General features: G+C 72.6%; 14 protein-coding genes. 5 read left to right on the forward strand and 9 right to left on the reverse strand.

Going from position 1 to position 18293, the window contains the following annotated elements; all coding sequences use genetic code 11:
- The gene (locus tag AB0E07_RS31890; protein ID WP_362259961.1) at positions 1-267 is read left to right on the forward strand and encodes a helix-turn-helix transcriptional regulator; all 267 of its coding nucleotides are present in this window, start codon (positions 1-3) and stop codon (positions 265-267) included.
- Positions 268-325: 58 nt separating this feature from the next.
- Positions 326-1048, forward strand: a complete 723-nt coding sequence (locus AB0E07_RS31895) for a hypothetical protein (protein WP_362259963.1) — start codon at positions 326-328, stop codon at positions 1046-1048.
- 9 nt (positions 1049-1057) lie between these two features.
- Here the strand turns inward: AB0E07_RS31895 and AB0E07_RS31900 are convergent, their stop codons facing one another.
- Entirely contained in the window at positions 1058-2446 is a 1389-nt protein-coding gene (locus AB0E07_RS31900) for a hydrogenase expression protein HypA (RefSeq protein WP_362259965.1), read from the reverse strand.
- A 191-nt stretch (positions 2447-2637) separates the two neighbouring features.
- On the opposite strand from AB0E07_RS31900, the gene AB0E07_RS31905 reads away from it, so the two are divergent.
- Positions 2638-5508, forward strand: a complete 2871-nt coding sequence (locus AB0E07_RS31905) for a BTAD domain-containing putative transcriptional regulator (RefSeq protein ID WP_362259967.1) — start codon at positions 2638-2640, stop codon at positions 5506-5508.
- Positions 5509-5529: 21 nt separating this feature from the next.
- Here the strand turns inward: AB0E07_RS31905 and AB0E07_RS31910 are convergent, their stop codons facing one another.
- From AB0E07_RS31910 to AB0E07_RS31930, 5 genes are all read right to left on the reverse strand, one after another.
- Positions 5530-7122 carry a glycosyl hydrolase gene (locus AB0E07_RS31910; RefSeq protein WP_362259969.1) on the reverse strand — a complete coding sequence of 531 codons (1593 nt, stop codon included), beginning with the start codon at positions 7120-7122 and terminating at the stop codon, positions 5530-5532.
- A 69-nt stretch (positions 7123-7191) separates the two neighbouring features.
- A complete protein-coding gene (locus AB0E07_RS31915) occupies positions 7192-8031 on the reverse strand; it encodes a hypothetical protein (RefSeq protein ID WP_362259971.1) in 840 nt (279 codons plus the stop codon).
- A 197-nt stretch (positions 8032-8228) separates the two neighbouring features.
- Complete coding sequence (locus AB0E07_RS31920) at positions 8229-9149, reverse strand: hypothetical protein (protein WP_362259973.1); 921 nt, start codon at positions 9147-9149, stop codon at positions 8229-8231.
- A gap of 151 nt (positions 9150-9300) precedes the next feature.
- Positions 9301-9783: a DUF4913 domain-containing protein gene (locus AB0E07_RS31925; RefSeq protein ID WP_362259975.1), complete on the reverse strand. Its 483-nt coding sequence runs from the start codon at positions 9781-9783 to the stop codon at positions 9301-9303.
- Positions 9784-10249: 466 nt separating this feature from the next.
- On the reverse strand, positions 10250-11293 hold the full coding sequence (locus AB0E07_RS31930; RefSeq protein WP_362259977.1) for an NlpC/P60 family protein: 1044 nt from the start codon (positions 11291-11293) through the stop codon (positions 10250-10252).
- A gap of 171 nt (positions 11294-11464) precedes the next feature.
- On the opposite strand from AB0E07_RS31930, the gene AB0E07_RS31935 reads away from it, so the two are divergent.
- Together AB0E07_RS31935 and AB0E07_RS31940 are read left to right on the forward strand one after the other, a co-directional pair.
- Positions 11465-11857, forward strand: a complete 393-nt coding sequence (locus AB0E07_RS31935; RefSeq protein WP_362259979.1) for a hypothetical protein — start codon at positions 11465-11467, stop codon at positions 11855-11857.
- Positions 11854-13062: a DUF418 domain-containing protein gene (locus AB0E07_RS31940; RefSeq protein ID WP_362259980.1), complete on the forward strand. Its 1209-nt coding sequence runs from the start codon at positions 11854-11856 to the stop codon at positions 13060-13062. The genes AB0E07_RS31935 and AB0E07_RS31940 overlap by 4 nt, the downstream gene beginning before the upstream one ends.
- On the opposite strand, the gene AB0E07_RS31945 is transcribed toward AB0E07_RS31940, so the two are convergent.
- Genes AB0E07_RS31945 through AB0E07_RS31955 form a run of 3 tightly spaced genes read right to left on the reverse strand, consistent with a single transcriptional unit; the run spans position 12992 to position 17993 of the window.
- Complete coding sequence (locus AB0E07_RS31945) at positions 12992-14776, reverse strand: TraM recognition domain-containing protein (protein WP_362259982.1); 1785 nt, start codon at positions 14774-14776, stop codon at positions 12992-12994. The two genes, AB0E07_RS31940 and AB0E07_RS31945, sit on opposite strands and share 71 nt — an antisense overlap.
- Positions 14773-16503, reverse strand: a complete 1731-nt coding sequence (locus AB0E07_RS31950; RefSeq protein WP_362259984.1) for an ATP/GTP-binding protein — start codon at positions 16501-16503, stop codon at positions 14773-14775. Before AB0E07_RS31950 ends, AB0E07_RS31945 begins: the two co-directional genes overlap by 4 nt.
- Positions 16500-17993, reverse strand: coding sequence for an SCO6880 family protein (locus AB0E07_RS31955; RefSeq protein ID WP_362259986.1), 1494 nt, complete (start codon positions 17991-17993; stop codon positions 16500-16502). The genes AB0E07_RS31950 and AB0E07_RS31955 overlap by 4 nt, the downstream gene beginning before the upstream one ends.
- Positions 17994-18293 lie beyond the last annotated feature (300 nt).

An 18293-nucleotide genomic window follows, 5' to 3' on the forward strand; every position in this document is an offset into this window, starting at 1 on the left:
ATGGGCGCTACGGGCTACGCCTCCCGGGCCGCCCGCGAACTCGCGGCCACCGGAGCCCCCGCCCACCGCGGGACGGCCGGGGTGTCGACCACCCCCACCGCGCAGGAACTCCAGGTCGCCCGTCTCTCCAAGGGCGGCGCCACCAACGCGGAGATCGCCGCCCAGCTGTACATCAGCGCCAGTACGGTCGACTACCACCTGCGCAAGGTCTTCCGGAAGCTCGACCTGACCTCCAGACGCCAACTCCGCCAGACGTGGAGCGACTGACCGGCGGCACCGCGTGGCGTCGAGTAGGTTCGTGCCAACGGGCGCACAAGGGGGCAGCGTGGCAGGGGCGGTCGGCGACGTGGTACTGGGACTGATCGCCAGTTTCCTCAGTGGTCTGGCGGTCTGGCTCTGGCACCGGGGCAAGCAGAGCCGGGACTTCCGGGTGCGGACGCGGGTGGTCGGCGCCCGTCCCGGCGACACCTGTCTCCTGGTGATGAACAACGTGCACGACGCGCCGGGTTCCACCCAGCACCACGACGTGCAGGCCCTGATCGAGGCCGCGGTGCTCGCCCACGGCCTGGACTGCGAGACGGAGGTCGTGAACAGTGACGACTTCCACGGCAGCAACGGGGACCGGCCCGAGTTCTGCATAGGCGGCCCGCGCGGCTCCAACGTGAGAAGCGCGGGACACCTCGCCGAGAACGTGCCGGGCGTCGTCTTCCACGCCTACCACCACCCGGACCATCCGCTGGCCATCGAGGCGGGCGGTGAGACGTACCTCTGGAACCGGGGTGCCGACGAGTACGCGCTGATCGCCAAGTTCACCTGCCCCGGCGGAAACCGTCCCGTGCTGCTCATCTGTGGCCAGAGCGCGCTGGGCAACCACGCGGCGGCCTACTTCCTGCGGCGCTCCTACCGTGAGATCGCGGCCACCGTCGCCGCCACGGAACGGTTCTGCCTGCTGGTGCGGATCCCCTCGATCGCCACGTACGGCTTCCACGGGGTACGGCTGGAACGCGACCTCACCTCCGTCGCGTTCACCAGCCCGGCCGCCGTCTGAACCACCCGCTCACACCCGGAACTTGACGGCCTCCAGCCAGCGCGTGTTCTCCAGCGTGCCGCCGAACACCAGCTCGGGCCGCTTCTCCGCGCAGCCCTCGCCGCCCCAGTCGTAGCCGCGGACCTTGGCGGTCTGGCAGATCTGCCCGCTGCCGATGTTGATGGCGAATCCGGTCATGTAGGGGGCGTTCTTGCCGGTGCTGCCGATGTAGTTGTTCGTGCCGTCGGCCTTGATCGCGGTCCAGCTCTCCACCCACTTGCCCTGGCCGTCGGTCGAGTCGGGGTTGTGACGGAAGGCGTTGGCGGCCGACCCGCCGGTGCCCGCCACGGCGTAGTTGATGGCCTTGATGGGCTTCTCCTGCCCCGTGGTACCGGCCAGCGTTCCGTCGCACACGGGCTTCTGCCAGCCCTGCCCCGACAGGTAGACGCGGTAGCAGATGTGCCGCCCCGAGGGGTCGCTCTTCGCCAGACGGTTCACCGCGGTCGCGGCGGTGTCCTGCGGCGGCTTCACGGTCACGGTGGAGCGCGGGGGAGTGGCCGTCACCGTGACGGTGTCCGAGCCCCCGCCCGCCGCGGGCTCCTTGTCCTTGCGGGTGCTCTTCGGCTTGGGCTTCTTCTTGGGCGACTCGCTGGGCGAGGGCGACATGCTGGGTGAGAGGGACACCGTCGGTGTCGGCTCGGCCGGTTCGGCGGACGCGCCGGGAGGGGTGCCCGCCTCGTCGTTGGCGCGGGCGGTGCGGGTGTCGTCCCCGCCCTCGGACCCGCCGCTGCCCAGCATCACCAGCGGCACGATGATCAGCGTGGCCACGCCGAGGGCCACGGGGCCGACGACCAGGGGCCGGTGGAGCAGGCCGGGCGGTTCGAACTCGTCGTCCGACTGGCGCGGGGTGTTCCGGCGGCCGATCCGTGGCAGAGGGGTGGCTGTCGGTGCCGGTGCCGGTGCCGGTGCCGATGTCGCGGCCGGCGTGGTTCTGGCTTCCGCCTCGGGCTCGGGTTCCGGCTCGGGTTCCGGCTCGGGTTCCGGTTCCGGCGGTGCGGGGAGCGGCAGCGGTGGCTGCGGGGGCCCCGCCGTCGGCTCCGGGGGCGCCGGTACGTCGCTGTCGACCTCGGCGACCGTGCCGACGGATTCCACCCCGCGTTCCTCCAGCAGCCGGCTCGACCCGTCCACCGTGACCTCGACGTAGGCCACATAGCCAACCGAAGGGTCCGAGATGTCCGCCGTCACCGCGGAGTTCCGCTCCTGCGCGTGCCGGTGCAGGGTGTCGAGGATCGCGCTGTCGAGGGTCGCACCGTCCCCCAGGGCCACGGGCTCGCCGTCGATGGTGGCGGAGTCCTCGCCGGAGATGACCACCTCGAAGTGCGCGGTGGGCTCGTCGTCCGTCTCTTCGCCCCGGTCCATGCCCGTTCCTCCCTGACGTCGGTCGCCGTGCGGCCTTGCGGGGGACGCCGGAGCGGCCCCTCGAACCGCAACGGGCCGGAGGGCGGCCGCGGTTCAACTCACAGCCAATTCCTCAACTGGTGTGACACAAACGGCATGTGACGTTCCAGGGGCAGAAACACACTGCATTCACCGGTCAGTAGAGTCCCGACATGAACGTCTACGAGAGTTCCCCGCGCTTCGCCGTGTTGGGGCAGGTCCGGGCTTGGCGCGGTGATCAGGAGCTGGATCTCGGCTCACCTCAGCAGAGGGCCGTCCTGGTGGCGTTGCTGCTGCGGGGCGGACGTCCGGTCACGCTCGACGAACTCCTGGAGACGGTGTGGGGCGAGGACCTTCCGGCGGCCGCCGTGTCCGTCCTGCGTACCTATGTGTCGCGGCTGCGCAAGGTGCTGGAGCCGGGGCGGGACGTGCCCGCGTCCGAGCGTGTGGTGGTGTCCGTCGGGGACGGGTACCTGGTCCGGACATCCGAGGGCGCCCTGGACCTCACCGTGTTCGAGCAGAGAGTCGCCCGGGCGAAGAAGTTACGGGCCGCCGGACGGGTCCTCGACGCAGCGGAGCTGTTGCACACGGCGCTGGACGGCTGGCAGGGAACGGCGCTCGCCGGTGTCCCCGGCCCGTTCGCCGAGGCCGAGCGAAGCCGGCTGGCCGAGGCGCGGCTCGCCGTACTGGAGGCCCGCCTGGACGCCGATCTCGAACTCGGCCGCCACGGCGAGGTGATCGCCGAACTGCTCTCCCTGACCGGCTCCCACCCGCTGCGGGAGCGGCTCTGTCACCTGCTGATGCTCGCGCTGTACCGCTCCGGCCGGCAGGCCGAGGCGCTGGAGTCCTACCGCAGGACCCGCGGACTGCTCGCCGCCGAACTGGGCATCGACCCCGGCGCGCCCCTGAAGGACCTGCACGAACGCATTCTCGCCGCCGACGCCTCCCTGGACCTGGAACCGCCCGCGCGGCCCGAGCCCCCCGCCGAGGCGATACCCCCGGTTCCGGTGACCGCCGCCCGACCGGCCCAACTTCCCGCCGACCTGCCGGTGTTCGTGGGCCGCCATGCGGAACTCGACCGCATACGCGCCCTGTTGCCGGAGCACGGCGGACCCCCGGGCACTGTCGTGATCAGCGCGATCGGTGGCATGGGCGGCATCGGCAAGACCACGCTGGCCGTGCGCTGGGCGCACGAGATCGCCGACCGCTTCCCCGACGGGCAGCTCTACATCAATCTGCGCGGATTCGACCCGACCGGTTCGATCGTGCCGCCCGAATCGGCGATCGGCGTCTTCCTCGGCGCACTCGGCGTCCCACCGATGAGCATCCCCGCCGGATTGGACGCCCTCACAGCGCTCTACCGCAGCATGCTCGCCCAGCGCCGGGTGCTGATCGTCCTCGACAACGCCCGCGACGCCGGACAGGTCCGCCCCCTGCTGCCCGGTTCCCCCGGCTGCCTCGTCATCGTGACCAGCCGCAATCAGCTCACCGGCCTCGTGGTCGGCGAGGGCGCGCATCCCCTCACGCTGGACCAGTTGACCTCCGAGGAGGCGCGCGAACTCCTCGCCCGCCGGCTCGGCGGCGCACGGGTGGCGGCCGAGCCCGACGCGGCGGACGAGATCCTCCGGCAGTGCGCCCGGCTCCCGCTGGCCCTCGCCATCGTCGCCGCGCACGCCGCCGCGCACGCGGGCTTCCCGCTGAGCGCCATCGCCGAGGAACTCGCCGACAGCCACGGCAGCCTCGACGCGTTCGCCGGCGGCGACGACATCACGACCGACCTGCGGGCCGTGTTCTCCTGGTCGTACAAGGCCCTGTCCGCCCCGGCGGCACGCCTCTTCCGGCTGCTCGGCCTGCACCCCGGCCCCGACATCTCCGCGCCCGCGGCCGCGGGCCTCACCGGGCTCCCCGTGCGCGAGACCGCCGCCCTGCTCGTCGAACTCACCCGGGCCCATCTGCTCACCGAGCACTTCCCGGGCCGCTACACGCTGCACGACCTGCTGCGCGTCTACGCCGTCGAGCGGGTGCGGGCCGAGGAGGACCCCCAGGAGCGGGACCGGGCCGTGGAGCGGTTGCTCGCCTGGTTCCTGCACACCGCCGACGCCGCCTATCCGCACCTGACGCCGACCCGCAAGCGGATCCCCCTGGGGCCGCCGCCGGACCTGTGCCGTCCGCTGGAGTTCGCCACCTACGACGAGGCGCTGAACTGGTGCGAGACCGAACTGCCGAACCTGGTCTGCGCGGTGCGCGAGGCGGCGGGCTCCGGCTTCCCGGACCTCGCCTGGCGCCTGCCCGCCGTCCTGTGGGGGTTCTTCTACCTCCGCAGCCACCTGCACGAGTGGCTGTCCAGCGCCCGCACCGGCCTGTCCGCCGCGCGTGCCGCGGGCGACCGCCGGGGCGAGGCCCAGGCCCTCGCGGACACGGGCGCCGCGCTGCGCAGCAACGGCAGGCTCGACGAGGCCATCGAGCTGTACCACCAGGCCATGGCCGCCCACCGGGAGATCGGCGACGTCCACGGCCGGGCCGCGGCCGTGTCCAACCTGGGCGACGCCTATCTGCAGGCCGGACGGCTCGACAAGGCCGTCGAGTACACGCGCCGGGGGCTGGCCCTCGACCGTGCCCTCGACAGCGCCTGGGGGGTGGGCATCGCCCTGACCAACCTGGGTGACACCTACCAGCGGCTCGGCCGCTACGACGAGGCCCTCGACTGTCTGGGCGAGGCACTGACCGTGCTGCGTGCCAGCGACAACCACTGGGTCACCGGCGTCGCCCTCGACATCCTCGGCACGGTCGACCACCGGCTGCACCGGCTCCACGAGGCGGTCGACCACTACGACCAGGCGCTGGAGGCACACCGGAAGGTCGGCAACCGCTGGGGCGAGGGGCACACCCTGAGCAACCTCGGAGACGTCCAACTGGCCGCCGGCGAGCCGGAGGCCGCTCGCACGAGCTGGCGACGGGCCCTGGCCATCCTGGCCGAGTTCGACCACCCGGACGCCGAGAAGGTCCGCGAACGGCTCGGCCGCCTGGAGGACGCCGCGCCCTGAGGTGCTCGCATCCATCCGGGCCTACCTCGCCGGGTCCGCGTCGCGATAGGCGCGGCCGCTCGCGTTCGGGGTCGTCCCGTCGTACAGGCCCGTCGGGGCGGTCCGGGTGGACAGGGTGAACCAGGCGTACCGTTCCACGAAGTCCAGGCCCTCCAGCATCCGCGTCGACGACTCGACGAAGGCGGTCTGTTCCCCCTCGCTCGGGTAGCGGGGCGGGTTCTGGGAGAAGTCGATGAGGCCGTACTCGGTCAGCCAGACGGGCTTGCCGTAGCGGTCGTGGACGGCCTGGAGATAGCCGCGCAGCTGGTTGGCGGCGTCGGGGCCGAAGTCTCCGCCGTACCAGTGCAGGGGGATGAAGTCGACGCGCAGTCCGCGCTCGGCCGCTCCCCGCATGAAGCGGTCCAGCCAGCCGTCGGCCACGTCACCGCCGTGGGAGACCGCCGGGGCGCCCAGGCGCAGTCCGGTGGACTGGAGCCGGGGCCACAGGTCCAGGGCCTGCTCAGGCGTCAGGTTCGCCTGGTCGGCGCGGTCCGGCTCGTTGAAGCCGAGCAGTGCCGTGCCCTCGTTCTCGGCCATGCCGAGTTCGGCGTCGGTGACCGAGCCGGGGCCCCAGATCATCGGGACGTACTCGACGCCTTCCGGGCGCGCGACGGGGCCCGTGGAGGAGGCCCAGTTGTAGTACCAGTGCGCTCCGGAGTCGGTGAGCGCCTGGGCGGCGCCGTCGACGGGGTTGAGGCTGATGCCGCGTCGGGCCGAGACCGCCGTCGTGTCCTCGCCCGGATCGGTTGTCGTGACCGGGGCCTCCGGCGTGGTGGCGTCACCGGTGCCGAAGGTGACGGTCATGCCGCTGCACTCGGTGCACTGGTAGACGACCCGGTTGCCCGCCTCGGCGTCCTGCTTGGACCAGCCGTACGCGATGGGGCACTTCTGGGCGATCATCTCGCTGTACGCGGTCTTGGCGTCCCGGTCGGGGTTCACGCACACCAGCCCCACGCCCGTGGCCGGGTCCTTGACCAGGTTCTCGGCCGGGCAGGCGGACAGCATCTCCGTGGCGCAGCCGGCCACCGCGCACTCCCCGGCGTCCGGTACGGGCACGTTGTCGGGGGTGATGGTGATGGGTACGGAGACCGCGTTGACGTAGCTGACGTTGTACCAGGGGGCGAGGGGGTCGGCCGGGTCGAAGTTGAACTCGGCGAGCCCGGTGGGCTCGTCGCCGAGAGAGCAGTGGTCCGGGTAGGGACCGCAGTCCCCGACCGCGCAGTGGAAGGTGCTGCCCGCCTCGCCGGTGCAGCCCTGCCGGGCGAAGAACTTGCCCCGCCAGTGCCCGGCGCCCGTGTTCTCGGGGATGGTGATCGTGGCGGACTGGCCCGGTTCCAGCATCGGCAGCCCGGTGAGCGCGGCGGACCCGTCGGCGTTGACCGTACTGCCCACCCAGATACGGCCGTCGGTGCGGTTCTGGAAGGTGAGGGTGTGCTCGGCGGTGCCGGTCACGGCGGCCGGGGTGCTGTCGACATCCGCACCGCCGGAGCGACCGGCCTGGACCGCGAGGGCCGTCCCGGTCACGGACGTGATGACGAGCAGCAGGGCGAGCAGGAACTGGGTGCGTCTGCGCATACGGCACACGAGGCGCATGGACGGGGACCTTTCCGCAGGGTGGTGGAAGAAGGAAGGGCGGGGGTGTCGTCAACTTGCCGCGCGCGGCTTGGACACGGGCCTGGGAATGCGACTCGGCTGGGCGGAGTGGACGGCGCCGTTTCCCCGGCCGAGCGGCTGGCGCGGGTTGTTGCCGGCTCTGCCCTGACTGCCTTCGACCTGCCGGTGAAGGACGGTCTGCCCGGCGGGACTGAGTACGTGGGGCACCTCGGGTGCCGCCCGGGGGGCCTGCGCCGGGCGCTGCAAACGCTGGCGCATGGCGGCGAACTGCTCGGCGTCCCTGGCCATGATGGTGTCCCGGGCCGTGTTCATGGCGGCCTCGGCGGTGGGTTCGGCGCGCAGTGCCTCGCGGTGGTGGGCGTTGACGGCGTACTTCGCGATCGTCGGAATGCTCTCGGGGGACTGCTCGAACGCGGCCCGCACGGTGGCGTCGGTTCTGACCAGGTCCAGCATCGCGTCCTCGAAGGCCATGCGCGACTCGCGTGGCAGCCGGTCGATGTTGCTGTGGAGCTCTGCCATGTTCTGCTGCGCGGCCACCTCACCCGGGTGCGGCTGCCGCGGAGTGGCCGTCGGGGAGTACTGGGCGGCCGGGGCGTACGAGCCGTTCGGGGCGTACGACGCCTCCGCTCCGTTCGGTGCGGACATGCCCGGCGCCCCCTGCCGCCCCTTGAAGCGGTCCAACAGGCGCCGCAACTCCTGGACCAGCTCCGCCCAGAGGAGATCCGTGTCCGAGGGATGGTTCCCGGCGGAGCCGTGCCGCATGTTCCTCAGCGCCAGATCGGCCTGGGCCACGTCCTTGGCGAGTCTGGCCTCAGGACGCTCCTTGGTCAGCCGCTTGCGGGCCGGAGAAGCCTCCTTGTCCTGCGGCACGTTGACCTTCTTTCGGGTCGGAGGCACTGACACGGGCGACAACGGGCCGCGTGGTGCGAACGGTTCAGTCGGGATGCCGTCGGGTCATGGGCGGTCGCGAGGGCGCCGGCGCCTGCCGTCACCGGGCGACGGCCGCACTCCTGGAGTGCGGCCGTGCGACTCGGACCGGAGGGCCGGAGTGCCGGAGGAGCGCTGGACTACTTCCTTCGCTTCTCCTTCCCCTTCCCCTTGCTTCTGCTGCTTTCTCCGCCATGACTGTGCCTGCTCGTGCTTCCGTGCTCCCGCGACGAGGAGGAAGCCGTATCGCGACTCCTCGGCTCGACCGGTGGAGCGAAGCTGGCAGCCGACCGGTTGGTGAGCGACTGCTGCTGGGAGGACACGCCGGAGGCTGAAGCCGAGGACGGCGCCGGGGCGTTACCCGGAGGGTACTGTCCTACGTCGGTGCCGACGGCCGGTGGAGGGTACATCCCGTACATCTCGCGACCGGGGTCCTGGCGCCGCTGGGCATCGGTGTGGGCGTGGTGCACGACGTCCGCGGTCGTCGCGGCCGCGGACACCCACGTTCCGGCTCCACTGACCATCGAGGTGGCCGGAGCCTCCTGGTCGGCAACCGCCCCGTAGGTGTTCAACCCCGTCGACAGCAGTCGACCGACGCTCGCCGTCACCTGGACCGGGTCCACGTGGCCGCCCGACTGGTGCTGTTGGTACTGACCGTAGAGCTCCGAAACGGCTACGAGGCCCTGGCTGGCAACGCCTATGCCCGTGACGACGTTCCTGGCCGTTCCCTCGGGGACGAAGGGCGCCGTCCCCTGGATGGCGGTGGGAGCCACGTCGATGATCGCTCGCATCACGTTCGCCCGGTTCTCCCAGGCCCACTGCCGCACCCGCTGGTCCCATCGTGCGACCTGGTTCTCTTCGCCGACCGCGTAGTACGTGTTCGAGCGCTCGTTGTACACGCCCGCGCGGGCCTCGTTGAACAGAGGGGGCGCGTCGTCGGGGACGGCGTTGCGGGCCTCCGTGATGTCGATCGACCCGTCGCTGCGCTCACGAAGCCGCACCGGGGTGTAGGAACTGGCGTTGGACTGGCCGCTTTCATCCGAGATGTCTGAGCCTGGCATGGAGTCCTTCCTTCTGCGTAGGCGGTCGCTTCGTACCGGCCCCGGGAGCGCCGCCGAGTGCGACGCCGCTCGCCGGTCGTGTACTCCGCTCGGGTGGCACAACGGGTCCGCCGGGGTTTCGGTTCAGCCGACTCACTGCCCGCAGTCGCCCTCAGAGCGGCGGAGGCAGGGGTGCGAACGGATCCAGGACGTCGACCACCGGAGCCTCTTTCGGGCGGTGCATGCCGGGCTTGCAGCCGGCGAACGGGCCCTGCGGGTCGCGCAGGGTGCCCATCACCGTGGACAGATAGTCGCGATGCCAGATGGCGGGCCCGGACGCGTCCGATCCCGGTCCCGTCAAGTCGCCCCAGGAGAGCCACAGTGCGTGCAGCTGGGCGACGGCCTCGGGGTGCTCCCACCAGCGCGGGCACCAGGGGGCCGAGGACGTGGCCTCCCTGCCGTAGACCGGCAACAGCACGTGGTGCGTCCACAGCGTCAGCTGACGCAGTGCCTGCGCGTAAGGAGGTCCTTGCAGGTAGAGGATGAACTGCGGTGGTGTCGGGGGCTTCTCCGCGGAGTCCTTGTCGCTCGGTGTGGGTTCGGCGGGCCGCTCGGCCTCGGAAACCTCGGGACTCTCCGTCGGCATGGCTGACATGCCCCTCCTGTCGTCTCTCGGGGTCCTGAAGGAGCCGGGGGCCTGGCCCACCGGTTCGTCAAGGACAACGAGGCGCGGGGGCGGCGCAGTTCATTCGCGGGGTGAACCGGGCCCAGGCCGCCGTCCGTTGTGTCCTTGTGTCAACTGCCGGTTCCCACCGGCACGCCCGTGGACAGGCCCGAGGGAAGGCACATGAACCAGTCAACAACTGACCGTCGTCTGGCCCCGCTCGGTCTGCTGGAGCGGAGGCGCTCCGAAGCGGAGAGGGCAGCGGGCTCGGCCCGCCCCGCGCCGTCACCGACCGGGGAGCGACGGCTTCGGCGTCCGCCCGTCGGCGGGAAGCTGCCCGTCGGGCTGCTTCCCCTGCCCGTCGGATTCGAGCTGTCGCCGGAGGCAGCCGCTCTGCAAGAGCGCTGAGGAGTAACTCCGCCGCAGGTGCGGGCCTTTCGGGCCCGCACCTCGTCCGTCAGGGGTCCGGCCGTACCACCCCCAGGATCTCCATCGACGCCACCGGCGACACGTACACCCACCGCCCCGGCCGCGGGGCCTGGATGACCTCGCCCTCGCCGATGTAGAGGGCGACATGGCTGGCGTCCTCGTAGTAGATGATCAGGTCACCGGGGCGCATGTCCTTGATCGGGACGCGGGTCAGCTGCCGCCACTGCTCCTCGGAGGTGCGGGGGATGGTGACGCCCGCGTGCAGCCACGCCGCGGAGGTGAGGCCGGAGCAGTCGAAGGAGTCCGGTCCCTCGGCTCCCCACACGTAGGGCTTGCCGAGCTGCCGGGTGGCGAAGACGATCGCCTTGCGGCCGGCCGGGGTGGCCTCGGTGCCGACCTGGTCGAGGATCCCGGAGTCCTCCCACTCCGCCTGCGCCTCCTCGGCCTCCTTGCGTTCCAGCTCGGCCAGTTCCCGGCGCTGCTCGGCCTTCAGCCGCGATTCCAGCCGCTCGGCCGACGCGATGTTCTTCTCGATCGTCCGGCGCTCGGCGGCCCGTGCGCGACGGCTGCCGCGCAGGTCGTCCAGCACGTCCGTGGCGTCGTCCTTACGGGTGCGCAGGTCCTCCTGGGTGTCCTCCAGCGCGGTCAGCACGCCCTGGGTGGACTGCTGCGCCCGGCGGACCAGGGTGGCGTTGTGCAGGGCGTTCTCGGGGTCGTCGGAGAGCGCGAACTGCACCTCCGCGGGCAGGCCGCCCGACCGGTACTGGGCCCGGGCCGCGGCCCCGGCCAGCGAGGTGAGGCGGTCCAGTCTCGTTTCGGCGGCCTCGATCTCCGTGGCCAGGGTGCGGACCCGCTTCTCCTGCTTGGTGACCTCCTCGTCGACGGCGTTGTACTTCTCCGTGGCGCGTTCCGCCGCGCGGTAGAGGCGTCGGAGTTCGGCCTGTACCTCGGGGAGAGTCGAGGGCTCGCCGTGGGCGGGCTGCTGGACCGTCGCCGTCAGGACACAGGCCAGGGTGACGGCGACCGCCGTCCGGCGGCCGTGGGCGCGCAGAGTACGACTCAGCTGGCTCATCCGGCCGAAGCTCCCTTCATGGACTGGGTTGGGATGTGTTCGTCATGGATCGTTCGCACAACGCGGCCGTACCGTCCGCTGGTTCAACGCAGGTGAACCGGGTCCGGGCCGGGGCCCGTTGTGCGTGGAGTGGCCGGGAAGGCGCGCGGCCGGGACGGTGAAGGGACGTGCATGGACGCGAAGTTGCTGCTGCTGGCACTGAGCACGGGGTTCGGCTTCGGCTTCCTCGTGCTGGCGCTGCGGGCCTCGCTGGCGGCGGTCCGGCTGTGGATGCGCGGACTGCGCGTTCCGGGCGTGGTGGCCGCGCGCGCCGCGGCCGACCGGCGCGGCGGCGGACTGGTGGTCTTCTCCGACCACCTGGGACGGCGTCTCGTGCTCGATCCCGGCCGGTACGGGCCGCTGTGCGGGCTCCCTCCGGTCGGCGGAGAGGTCGTCGTGGTCTACGCGCGCAGCCGGCCGACGGCGGCCCGGCTGTGGACCCTGCGGCACCTGCTGGCGCCGTCGTTCGGCTGGTTCGTGTCCTCGACGGTCACCTTCGGCGCCGGAGTCGTGGTCGCGTCGTGACCCGCGCGGACCGCCCGGCCGAGGACGGCGCCCGCCTGGGCGAACTGGACGTACTGCGTGGCTTCGCCCTGTTCGGCATCCTGCTGGTCAACGCGCAGCTCATGGCCGGACCCCGGACCGTGATCGACGGCGGGCCGGACGCCTCGGCGCTGGACAGGGGGCTCGCCTGGACGGTGACCGCGCTGGTCGCCACCAAGTTCTATCTGCTGTTCTCCTTCCTGTTCGGGTACGGCTTCGTCCTCCAGGAACGGTCCGCGCGGCGGTCCGGAGCCGCGTTCGCGCCCCGCCATCTGCGGCGCGCGGCAGGGCTGTTCGCACTGGGAGCGGTCCACGCCGTGGTGCTGTACCCGGGGGACATCCTGATGACCTACGCGGTCCTGTCCCTGCTTCTCTACGGACTGCGCGGGCTCGGCCCGGTCGGCGCCCTGCGCCTGGCCGCCGCCCTGGTCGCTGCGCTCGCGGCGCTGCTGCTCGCCTACGGGCTGCTGACCGTCGCGCTCACCGAGCCCTACACCCCCGACCCCGCGAGCGCGGACACCGTGGCGGCCTACCGCGGCGACCCCTTGTCGGTCCTCGCCGCCCATCTGCGCGACCTCCCGGCCGCGATCGGCGCCAACCTCCTCTACTCGGCCGACATGCTGGCCGCGTTCCTGGCGGGACTCGCGGCGGCCAGGACCCGGCTCGTCGAGCGGCGCGGCCGGGACCGGGCCTGGCTGCGCGGTGCCGTCGTACGGTGGCTGCCGGTCGGCCTGGCCGGTGGCGTGATCACCGCCTGCTGCGCCAACGGGCCCTTGGACAGCCGGTGGTTCCACGTCGGATACGCGGTGGCGGTACTGACCGCGCCCGCGCTGACGGCCGCGTACGCCTGCGGGCTCCTTCTCCTGCTGGACGCCCTGGGCCCGGCCGCGGCCCGTCCGCTCGCCGCCGCCGGCCGCCTGGCCCTCACCCACTACCTCACCCAGTCGCTCGTCCTCGCCTGCGTCCTGACCGGCTACGGACCCGGGCTCTACGACCGGGTCGGCACCGCGGCCCTCCTCGCGGGCTGCGTGGTGCTGTACGGCACGCAACTCGCCCTGAGCGCGCGGCTGGCAGGGCGAGTGCGGTACGGACCCGCGGAGTGGCTGCTGCGCACCGTCACAGGGGCAGGGCGCCCTCCCGCTTGCCCAGGTCCACACCCGGCAGACGCCGTGCGGCCCGCTCCGTGATGGCCGCCGTCTCCGCCTTCGCCGCCGCCGAGATGGCGGCCGCCCCGGGCTCCTTGTACCAGGGCCGCAGCCGGATCAGGGCCGGACGGACACCCGTGGCGAGGAGCAGCGCGGTGCCCTTGGGCAGGGCGCGGATCCGGTCGGGCGGCAGCACGGCCTCCTGACGGTAGGAGTACGAGCGTGACGTGCCGTCCTTGCTGCGCGAGACGCTCGGGGTGCGCACGTCGTGCTGGCCGACCAGGGTGGAGATCTTCTGCACGAAGTCGGCGTCGTCCAGGCCCGCGCCGAGGAGTTTGACCGTCGCCGCGCTCCACAGCGCGTCCATGCCGACCTCGCCCCACACCCGCGCGCCCTGCCGGTAACTCTGGAGCAGGGTCACGACGTTGATGCCGCGCGAGCCGAAGTGCGAGTACAGGTCGGGCAGATCGGAGATGCGGCACACGTTGGCCGCCTCGTCGAGGACCGCGGTCAGCGGCGGGTCGAGCCGGCCGCCCATCCGTTCCGCGGCGACCACGCCCGCCCGCATGGTGGCGTCGGCGAGACCCGCGATCACACCGGCCGCGGAACCGCCGCCGTCCTTGGACAGCAGATAGAGCGTGTCGTGGCCGAGCACGTGCGCGTGCGGCCGGAACTCGGGCAGTGCGGGGTCGGGGGTGACCCAGGCGAGGATCTCGGGGTCGAGCAGGCAGGAGACGGTCTGCCGGGCCGTCTCGAAGATGCCGTCCCGGGTCTCCACGGCGCCGCGCACCGTGCCCTGCAACTGCTCGGCCATCGCGATGAGACCGGAGTCGCGCAGCAGGTCGATCGGCGTGCGGTCGGCGGGGTCGGCGAGCCAGCCGAGGAGGTCCACGACCGGGGCCTTCCCGCGCGCGGCGGCGAGGAAGAGCGCCGTGAGGGTGTTCTGGGCGGCCGAGATCCAGAAGTCCTTCTTCGCGGTGTCGTCGTTGACGGACGCCACGAAGTGCCCGGACAGCCGGCGGGCGCCCTCGATGGTGTGACACTCGCCGAGCAGATCCCACCACATGGCGCGCGGGGTGTGCGCGATGCCCTGCGGGTCGAACGTCCACACCGTGCCGGCCTCCTCGCGCGCGGCGCGGGTGACGGCGTACACGTCCGACTTGTTGGAGGTGAGCAGAACCGCGCCCTGGGCGCGCAGCACCCGGGGGACGGCGATGCCGGTGGACTTGCCGGCCCGGGGCGCCATGAGGTCGAGTTCCACGTCCTCGTAACTGCTGCGCAGCTCGGGCCCCTTGGGGTCGAGGTCGCCGAGGAGGTTGCCGGTCTCGTCCGGGTGGACGTGTTCGCGGCCCTTGAGGCTCGGACGCAGTTCACGGGCGCGGGCCTCGATGCCCTTGGGGCACATCGCGGCCAGTTCACGGCGCCCCGCCAGACCCTTGGGGCGGGACGCGCGGTTCAGCAGCAGCCGTACGGCCAGGGCGATCGGCACCGCGATCAGCGTCAGCAGGGCGAACATGCCCGCGTAGACGGCGGCGGCCGGCGCGGCGGGCCACAGGGCGGCGGGACCCTCGGTGGTGAGCCGGACGACCGTGGACAGGGCGAAGGGCGGGGCCTCGAAGCCGTGGCCGCTCAGTCCCGCGCCCAGCGTGCCGCCGGACCACACCAGTCCGAACAGGGCGAGGCCGGTCCCGGCGAGCCCGACGATCGCCCAGGGCAGCTGCTCGTGGTAGCCGCCGCCGGAGCTCGGACCGCTCATGCCGTCCACCTCCCGTCCGCCGCCGTCGCGCCCGGCAGCCGCGGTGTGTCGTCCTGGGCGGCCCGCGCGACGCGCGCGGCGGCCTGCGACACGGCCTGCTCGACGCTCTCCTCGTTTGGCGTCCAGCGGGTGTTGGTGTTGTGCAGCCGGCGCTCGGCGTCGGTGATGGCGACCTTGATGGGAATGCCCGGCCGGCCACCGACCTTGATCAGGAAGCGGCCGCGGCCGGGCGGCTCCTCGTGCTCCCCGGAGACACCCCAGCCCGGGGGAGAGGACCACGACGACACCAGTTCGATCTCCCGCCGGGACAGCCCCACCACCTTGCCCAGATCCTCCATCTCGGCACGCGGCAGTCCCGCGCACACCACCATCCCGGCCCGCTCCACGAAGCCGCGCGCCTTGGCCCGGTCGGAGTCGGTGCCCAGCGCCTCGGCGTCCTTGAGCGTGTGCGTGATCTTGGCGTCGCCGAGGCCGAGGGAGCGGTTCAGCCGGGTCAGCGCGTCGATGCGGTCGACGATGCCCGAGGCGGCGCGCAGCGGGCGCCACAGCTCGTCGAGGACGGTGAAGAACCAGCGGCGGGGGGCGAGTCCGGCGTCCGCGAGGGCGTGCGAGGCGGCCACCGTGCCGAGCCCGTCGGACCACGCGGCGAGCATCGCGGCGGCGGTCAGCTGGGTGTCGGCCTCGCCGATGCCGGAGATGTCGATGCACACCGCCGGCGCGGCGGGATTGATCCGGGTCGACGTCTCGGAGGCGAACGTGTCGCCCAGCGGGCCGTCCAGGATGCCCAGCAGGGAGCGGTGCAGCGGGTCGACGGCGTCCCGGTAGCGGGCGTCGTCGCCGCGGTCCAGGGTGACCGCGCGGACCCGGTCGGGGCCCTCGGTCAGCACCCGGAGCAGATCGGGCAGCAGCACGGTGGAACCCACCGGGGTGCGTTCCCGCAGATGGTGCAGGCACGCGCTGAGCACGGACTGCTCGTGGTCGTCCATCGGGCGGCCGCGCACGATGGTGATCAGCGCGGCGACCATGTTCAGCACCCGGCCGTGCGTCTCGGCCTTGAGCACCTCACCGGCCTCGCCCCCGATCCGCGCGGCGGCCTCGCCCATCGCGCCGGGATCCAGGACGTTGATGCCGCCCCGGCCCCGGCCGATGGAGATCACCTGACCGCCGAGCGCCCGTACGGTGTCGGCGTAGTCGGGCTTGAGGTCGCCGAGCACCAGCGGTACGACGCCGGTCGCGGCCAGCCCGATCAGCATCCGGTTGACGAGGGTGGACTTGCCCAGACCCGGCATGCCGAGCATGAACAGCGAGGGGTTGGAGATGTAGCGGGCCCGCGTGAACCAGCTCAGCGGGTCACCGCAGACCGTGGCACCGGTGAACAGGTGCTGCCCGAGCGGCACTCCCGTCATGGGCGAGCCGGAACCCGCGGCGAACGGCCACATACCGCACGCCTGCACGGTGGTGGCACGCCACATGGTCGGCGGGTCCATGTAGCCGACGCGCCCACCGCCGGGACCCATCCACCCGCGGGGCGGAACATACAGCTCCCTCGGGCGGGAGGTCTTCTCCGGGCCCTTCCCCTTCTTGCCCGACGCCCGACCCGGCTTCACCGGCTTCTGCGTCCACGACGGGTCCTGCGCGGTCAGGCCCGAGGCGAGCGCCTCACGGGCCCGCTTCTCGGCGAGCCGGTCGGCCTGCTCGGCCTTCTTCTCCTCGCTCCGGCGGCTCACAGCGCCTCCTGCAACTCGTGCGGGATCAGGGTCTGCTCCCACGGGAGGATCCCGGCGGGCAGGGTGCAGGTGAACGCCGCCGCCTGCATCCGGTCGGCGGGCCGCATCAGCACCCGGGACGCGGCCGTCAGATTGCGGACGGCGACGCTGGCGTCGGCCAGTTCGGCGGCGCTGTCGACGGTGACCGTCAGCATGAGCGAGAACTCCACCAGACCGGCGCCCGACGCCTCCTCGGCCGCGGTCTGCTCCGCCGCCCGCATCTCCGAGGCGGCGCGCGCCTGCACCATGCCCCGGCCGGACGTCGCCATGAACTGCGCGCTGCGCCGGTCCGCCTCGACGATCCGCGCGGACGTCGCCGGGTCGATGGGCCGGTACACCAGCGCGACCCGCTTGCGGCGGGTACCGGGCGCCGCCTCCAGCAGGCCCCGCAGCACCGACGAGCGGACCGTGCCGCGCGGCGCGAGCGTCAGCAGCCAGGTCCGGGAGACCCCCGAGTCGTGCTGATAACTGTTGACCGTCTCGACGGCGGCGGCGGGACCCGCGTCCTCCCACTCCAGTCCCGTGCCGCCGTGCCGCGCGCGGGCGTCGAGGACGTCCGCGGCCACGGCGGGGTCGTAGGCGACCCGGACGACCTCGGCGATCCGCTCGGCCGACAGCGGGTACGCCGAGCCGCCACCGGCCGCGACGAGCCCGCTGAGCAGGCCCGGGACCCGGATCGCGAGGTCGGAGATCACGTCCTCCGGCTTGCGCCGCTGACCGGGCGGCACGCCGTAGGTGAGGGTCACGTAGGTGTGCATCTCGGAGGAGGCGGTCGGATAGCGCTCGACGACCTCCTCCATCACCGCGCGGGCGGCGGGCGGCGCGTCGGGGTGGATCCGCGGCAGCACCTCGTGGGCGAGCGCGGTGCCCGGGTCGGGCGCCGTCTCCACGATCAGCGAGGCACCGCGCAACCCCGGTTCGTGGGCCAGCCGGGCCAGCCACTCGCCCCACAGCGCCACCCACACGTCGACCTGGTCGGCGTCGACCAGCGCGCCACCGTCGGGGTCGCAGCCCAGGACGATCGTGTACAGGTTGCGGGCCGGGTGGTGCAGGACGCCGAAGGGGCGGTCGTAGGCGTCCCGGCCCTCCGTCGCCGTCACCTTGTTGAGCAGACCCGGCGGGCGGAACCGGCCGCCGGGACGCGCGGACAGCGGACCGGAGACGTACAGGTGCGCGCCCTTGGCCTTACGACGCCACCAGCCGACGCGCAGCGTCATCAACTGGTAGACGTTGCGCCCGTCCTGGGTCCGGACGGCGAGCGGAATCAGGAACACCGTGACGGGCAGCGCCACGACCAGCGCCGCGTACAGCGAGACCAGCGAGGCGAGCAGGGTCAGGACCAGTCCGCCGAAGACACCGAAGGTGCCGACGAGACCGAGGGGGCCGAGCCCCGGCCGCCGTGGCCGGCGCCAGTTCCCGTAGGTCGGATGGGTGACGGCTTCCGTGGACATGAGGGTCCGGTTTCCCTTCGTGGAAAGAGGGTGCCGCGGGTCGGCCGGGCCGGTGGCCGGGAGAGCGCGCGGAGGTGGGAAGACCGCCGAACTCCCAGGGGGGAGCGGGAGTTCGGCGGTCGATCGGAGGGCGGCGCCGGGACGGGGGTACCGGCGCCGCCGGGGAGGGTCATCTGCCGCTGGTGTTGTGACCCAGGTCGCCGTCGGCGCCGTCCACGGCGCCGGAGACGGTGTTGCCGACGACCTGCGCCGCGGTCACCGCCGCGGCGACGGCGTCCCGGTCCATGGCGAAGCGGTCCA

Source organism: Streptomyces sp. NPDC048002 (assembly GCF_040653275.1).
In the GTDB taxonomy this organism is placed as follows: domain Bacteria; phylum Actinomycetota; class Actinomycetes; order Streptomycetales; family Streptomycetaceae; genus Streptomyces.

Excerpts from the sequence above, each read along its gene's own strand:
- AB0E07_RS31890 (WP_362259961.1), top strand. The coding sequence starts at position 1 with ATGGGCGCTACGGGCTACGCCTCCCGGGCCGCCCGCGAACTCGCGGCC.
- AB0E07_RS31900 (WP_362259965.1), bottom strand. The coding sequence starts at position 2,446 with ATGGACCGGGGCGAAGAGACGGACGACGAGCCCACCGCGCACTTCGAG.
- AB0E07_RS31905 (WP_362259967.1), top strand. The coding sequence starts at position 2,638 with ATGAACGTCTACGAGAGTTCCCCGCGCTTCGCCGTGTTGGGGCAGGTC.
- AB0E07_RS31910 (WP_362259969.1), bottom strand. The coding sequence starts at position 7,122 with ATGCGCAGACGCACCCAGTTCCTGCTCGCCCTGCTGCTCGTCATCACG.
- AB0E07_RS31920 (WP_362259973.1), bottom strand. The coding sequence starts at position 9,149 with ATGCCAGGCTCAGACATCTCGGATGAAAGCGGCCAGTCCAACGCCAGT.
- AB0E07_RS31925 (WP_362259975.1), bottom strand. The coding sequence starts at position 9,783 with ATGTCAGCCATGCCGACGGAGAGTCCCGAGGTTTCCGAGGCCGAGCGG.
- AB0E07_RS31930 (WP_362259977.1), bottom strand. The coding sequence starts at position 11,293 with ATGAGCCAGCTGAGTCGTACTCTGCGCGCCCACGGCCGCCGGACGGCG.
- AB0E07_RS31935 (WP_362259979.1), top strand. The coding sequence starts at position 11,465 with ATGGACGCGAAGTTGCTGCTGCTGGCACTGAGCACGGGGTTCGGCTTC.
- AB0E07_RS31945 (WP_362259982.1), bottom strand. The coding sequence starts at position 14,776 with ATGAGCGGTCCGAGCTCCGGCGGCGGCTACCACGAGCAGCTGCCCTGG.
- AB0E07_RS31955 (WP_362259986.1), bottom strand. The coding sequence starts at position 17,993 with ATGTCCACGGAAGCCGTCACCCATCCGACCTACGGGAACTGGCGCCGG.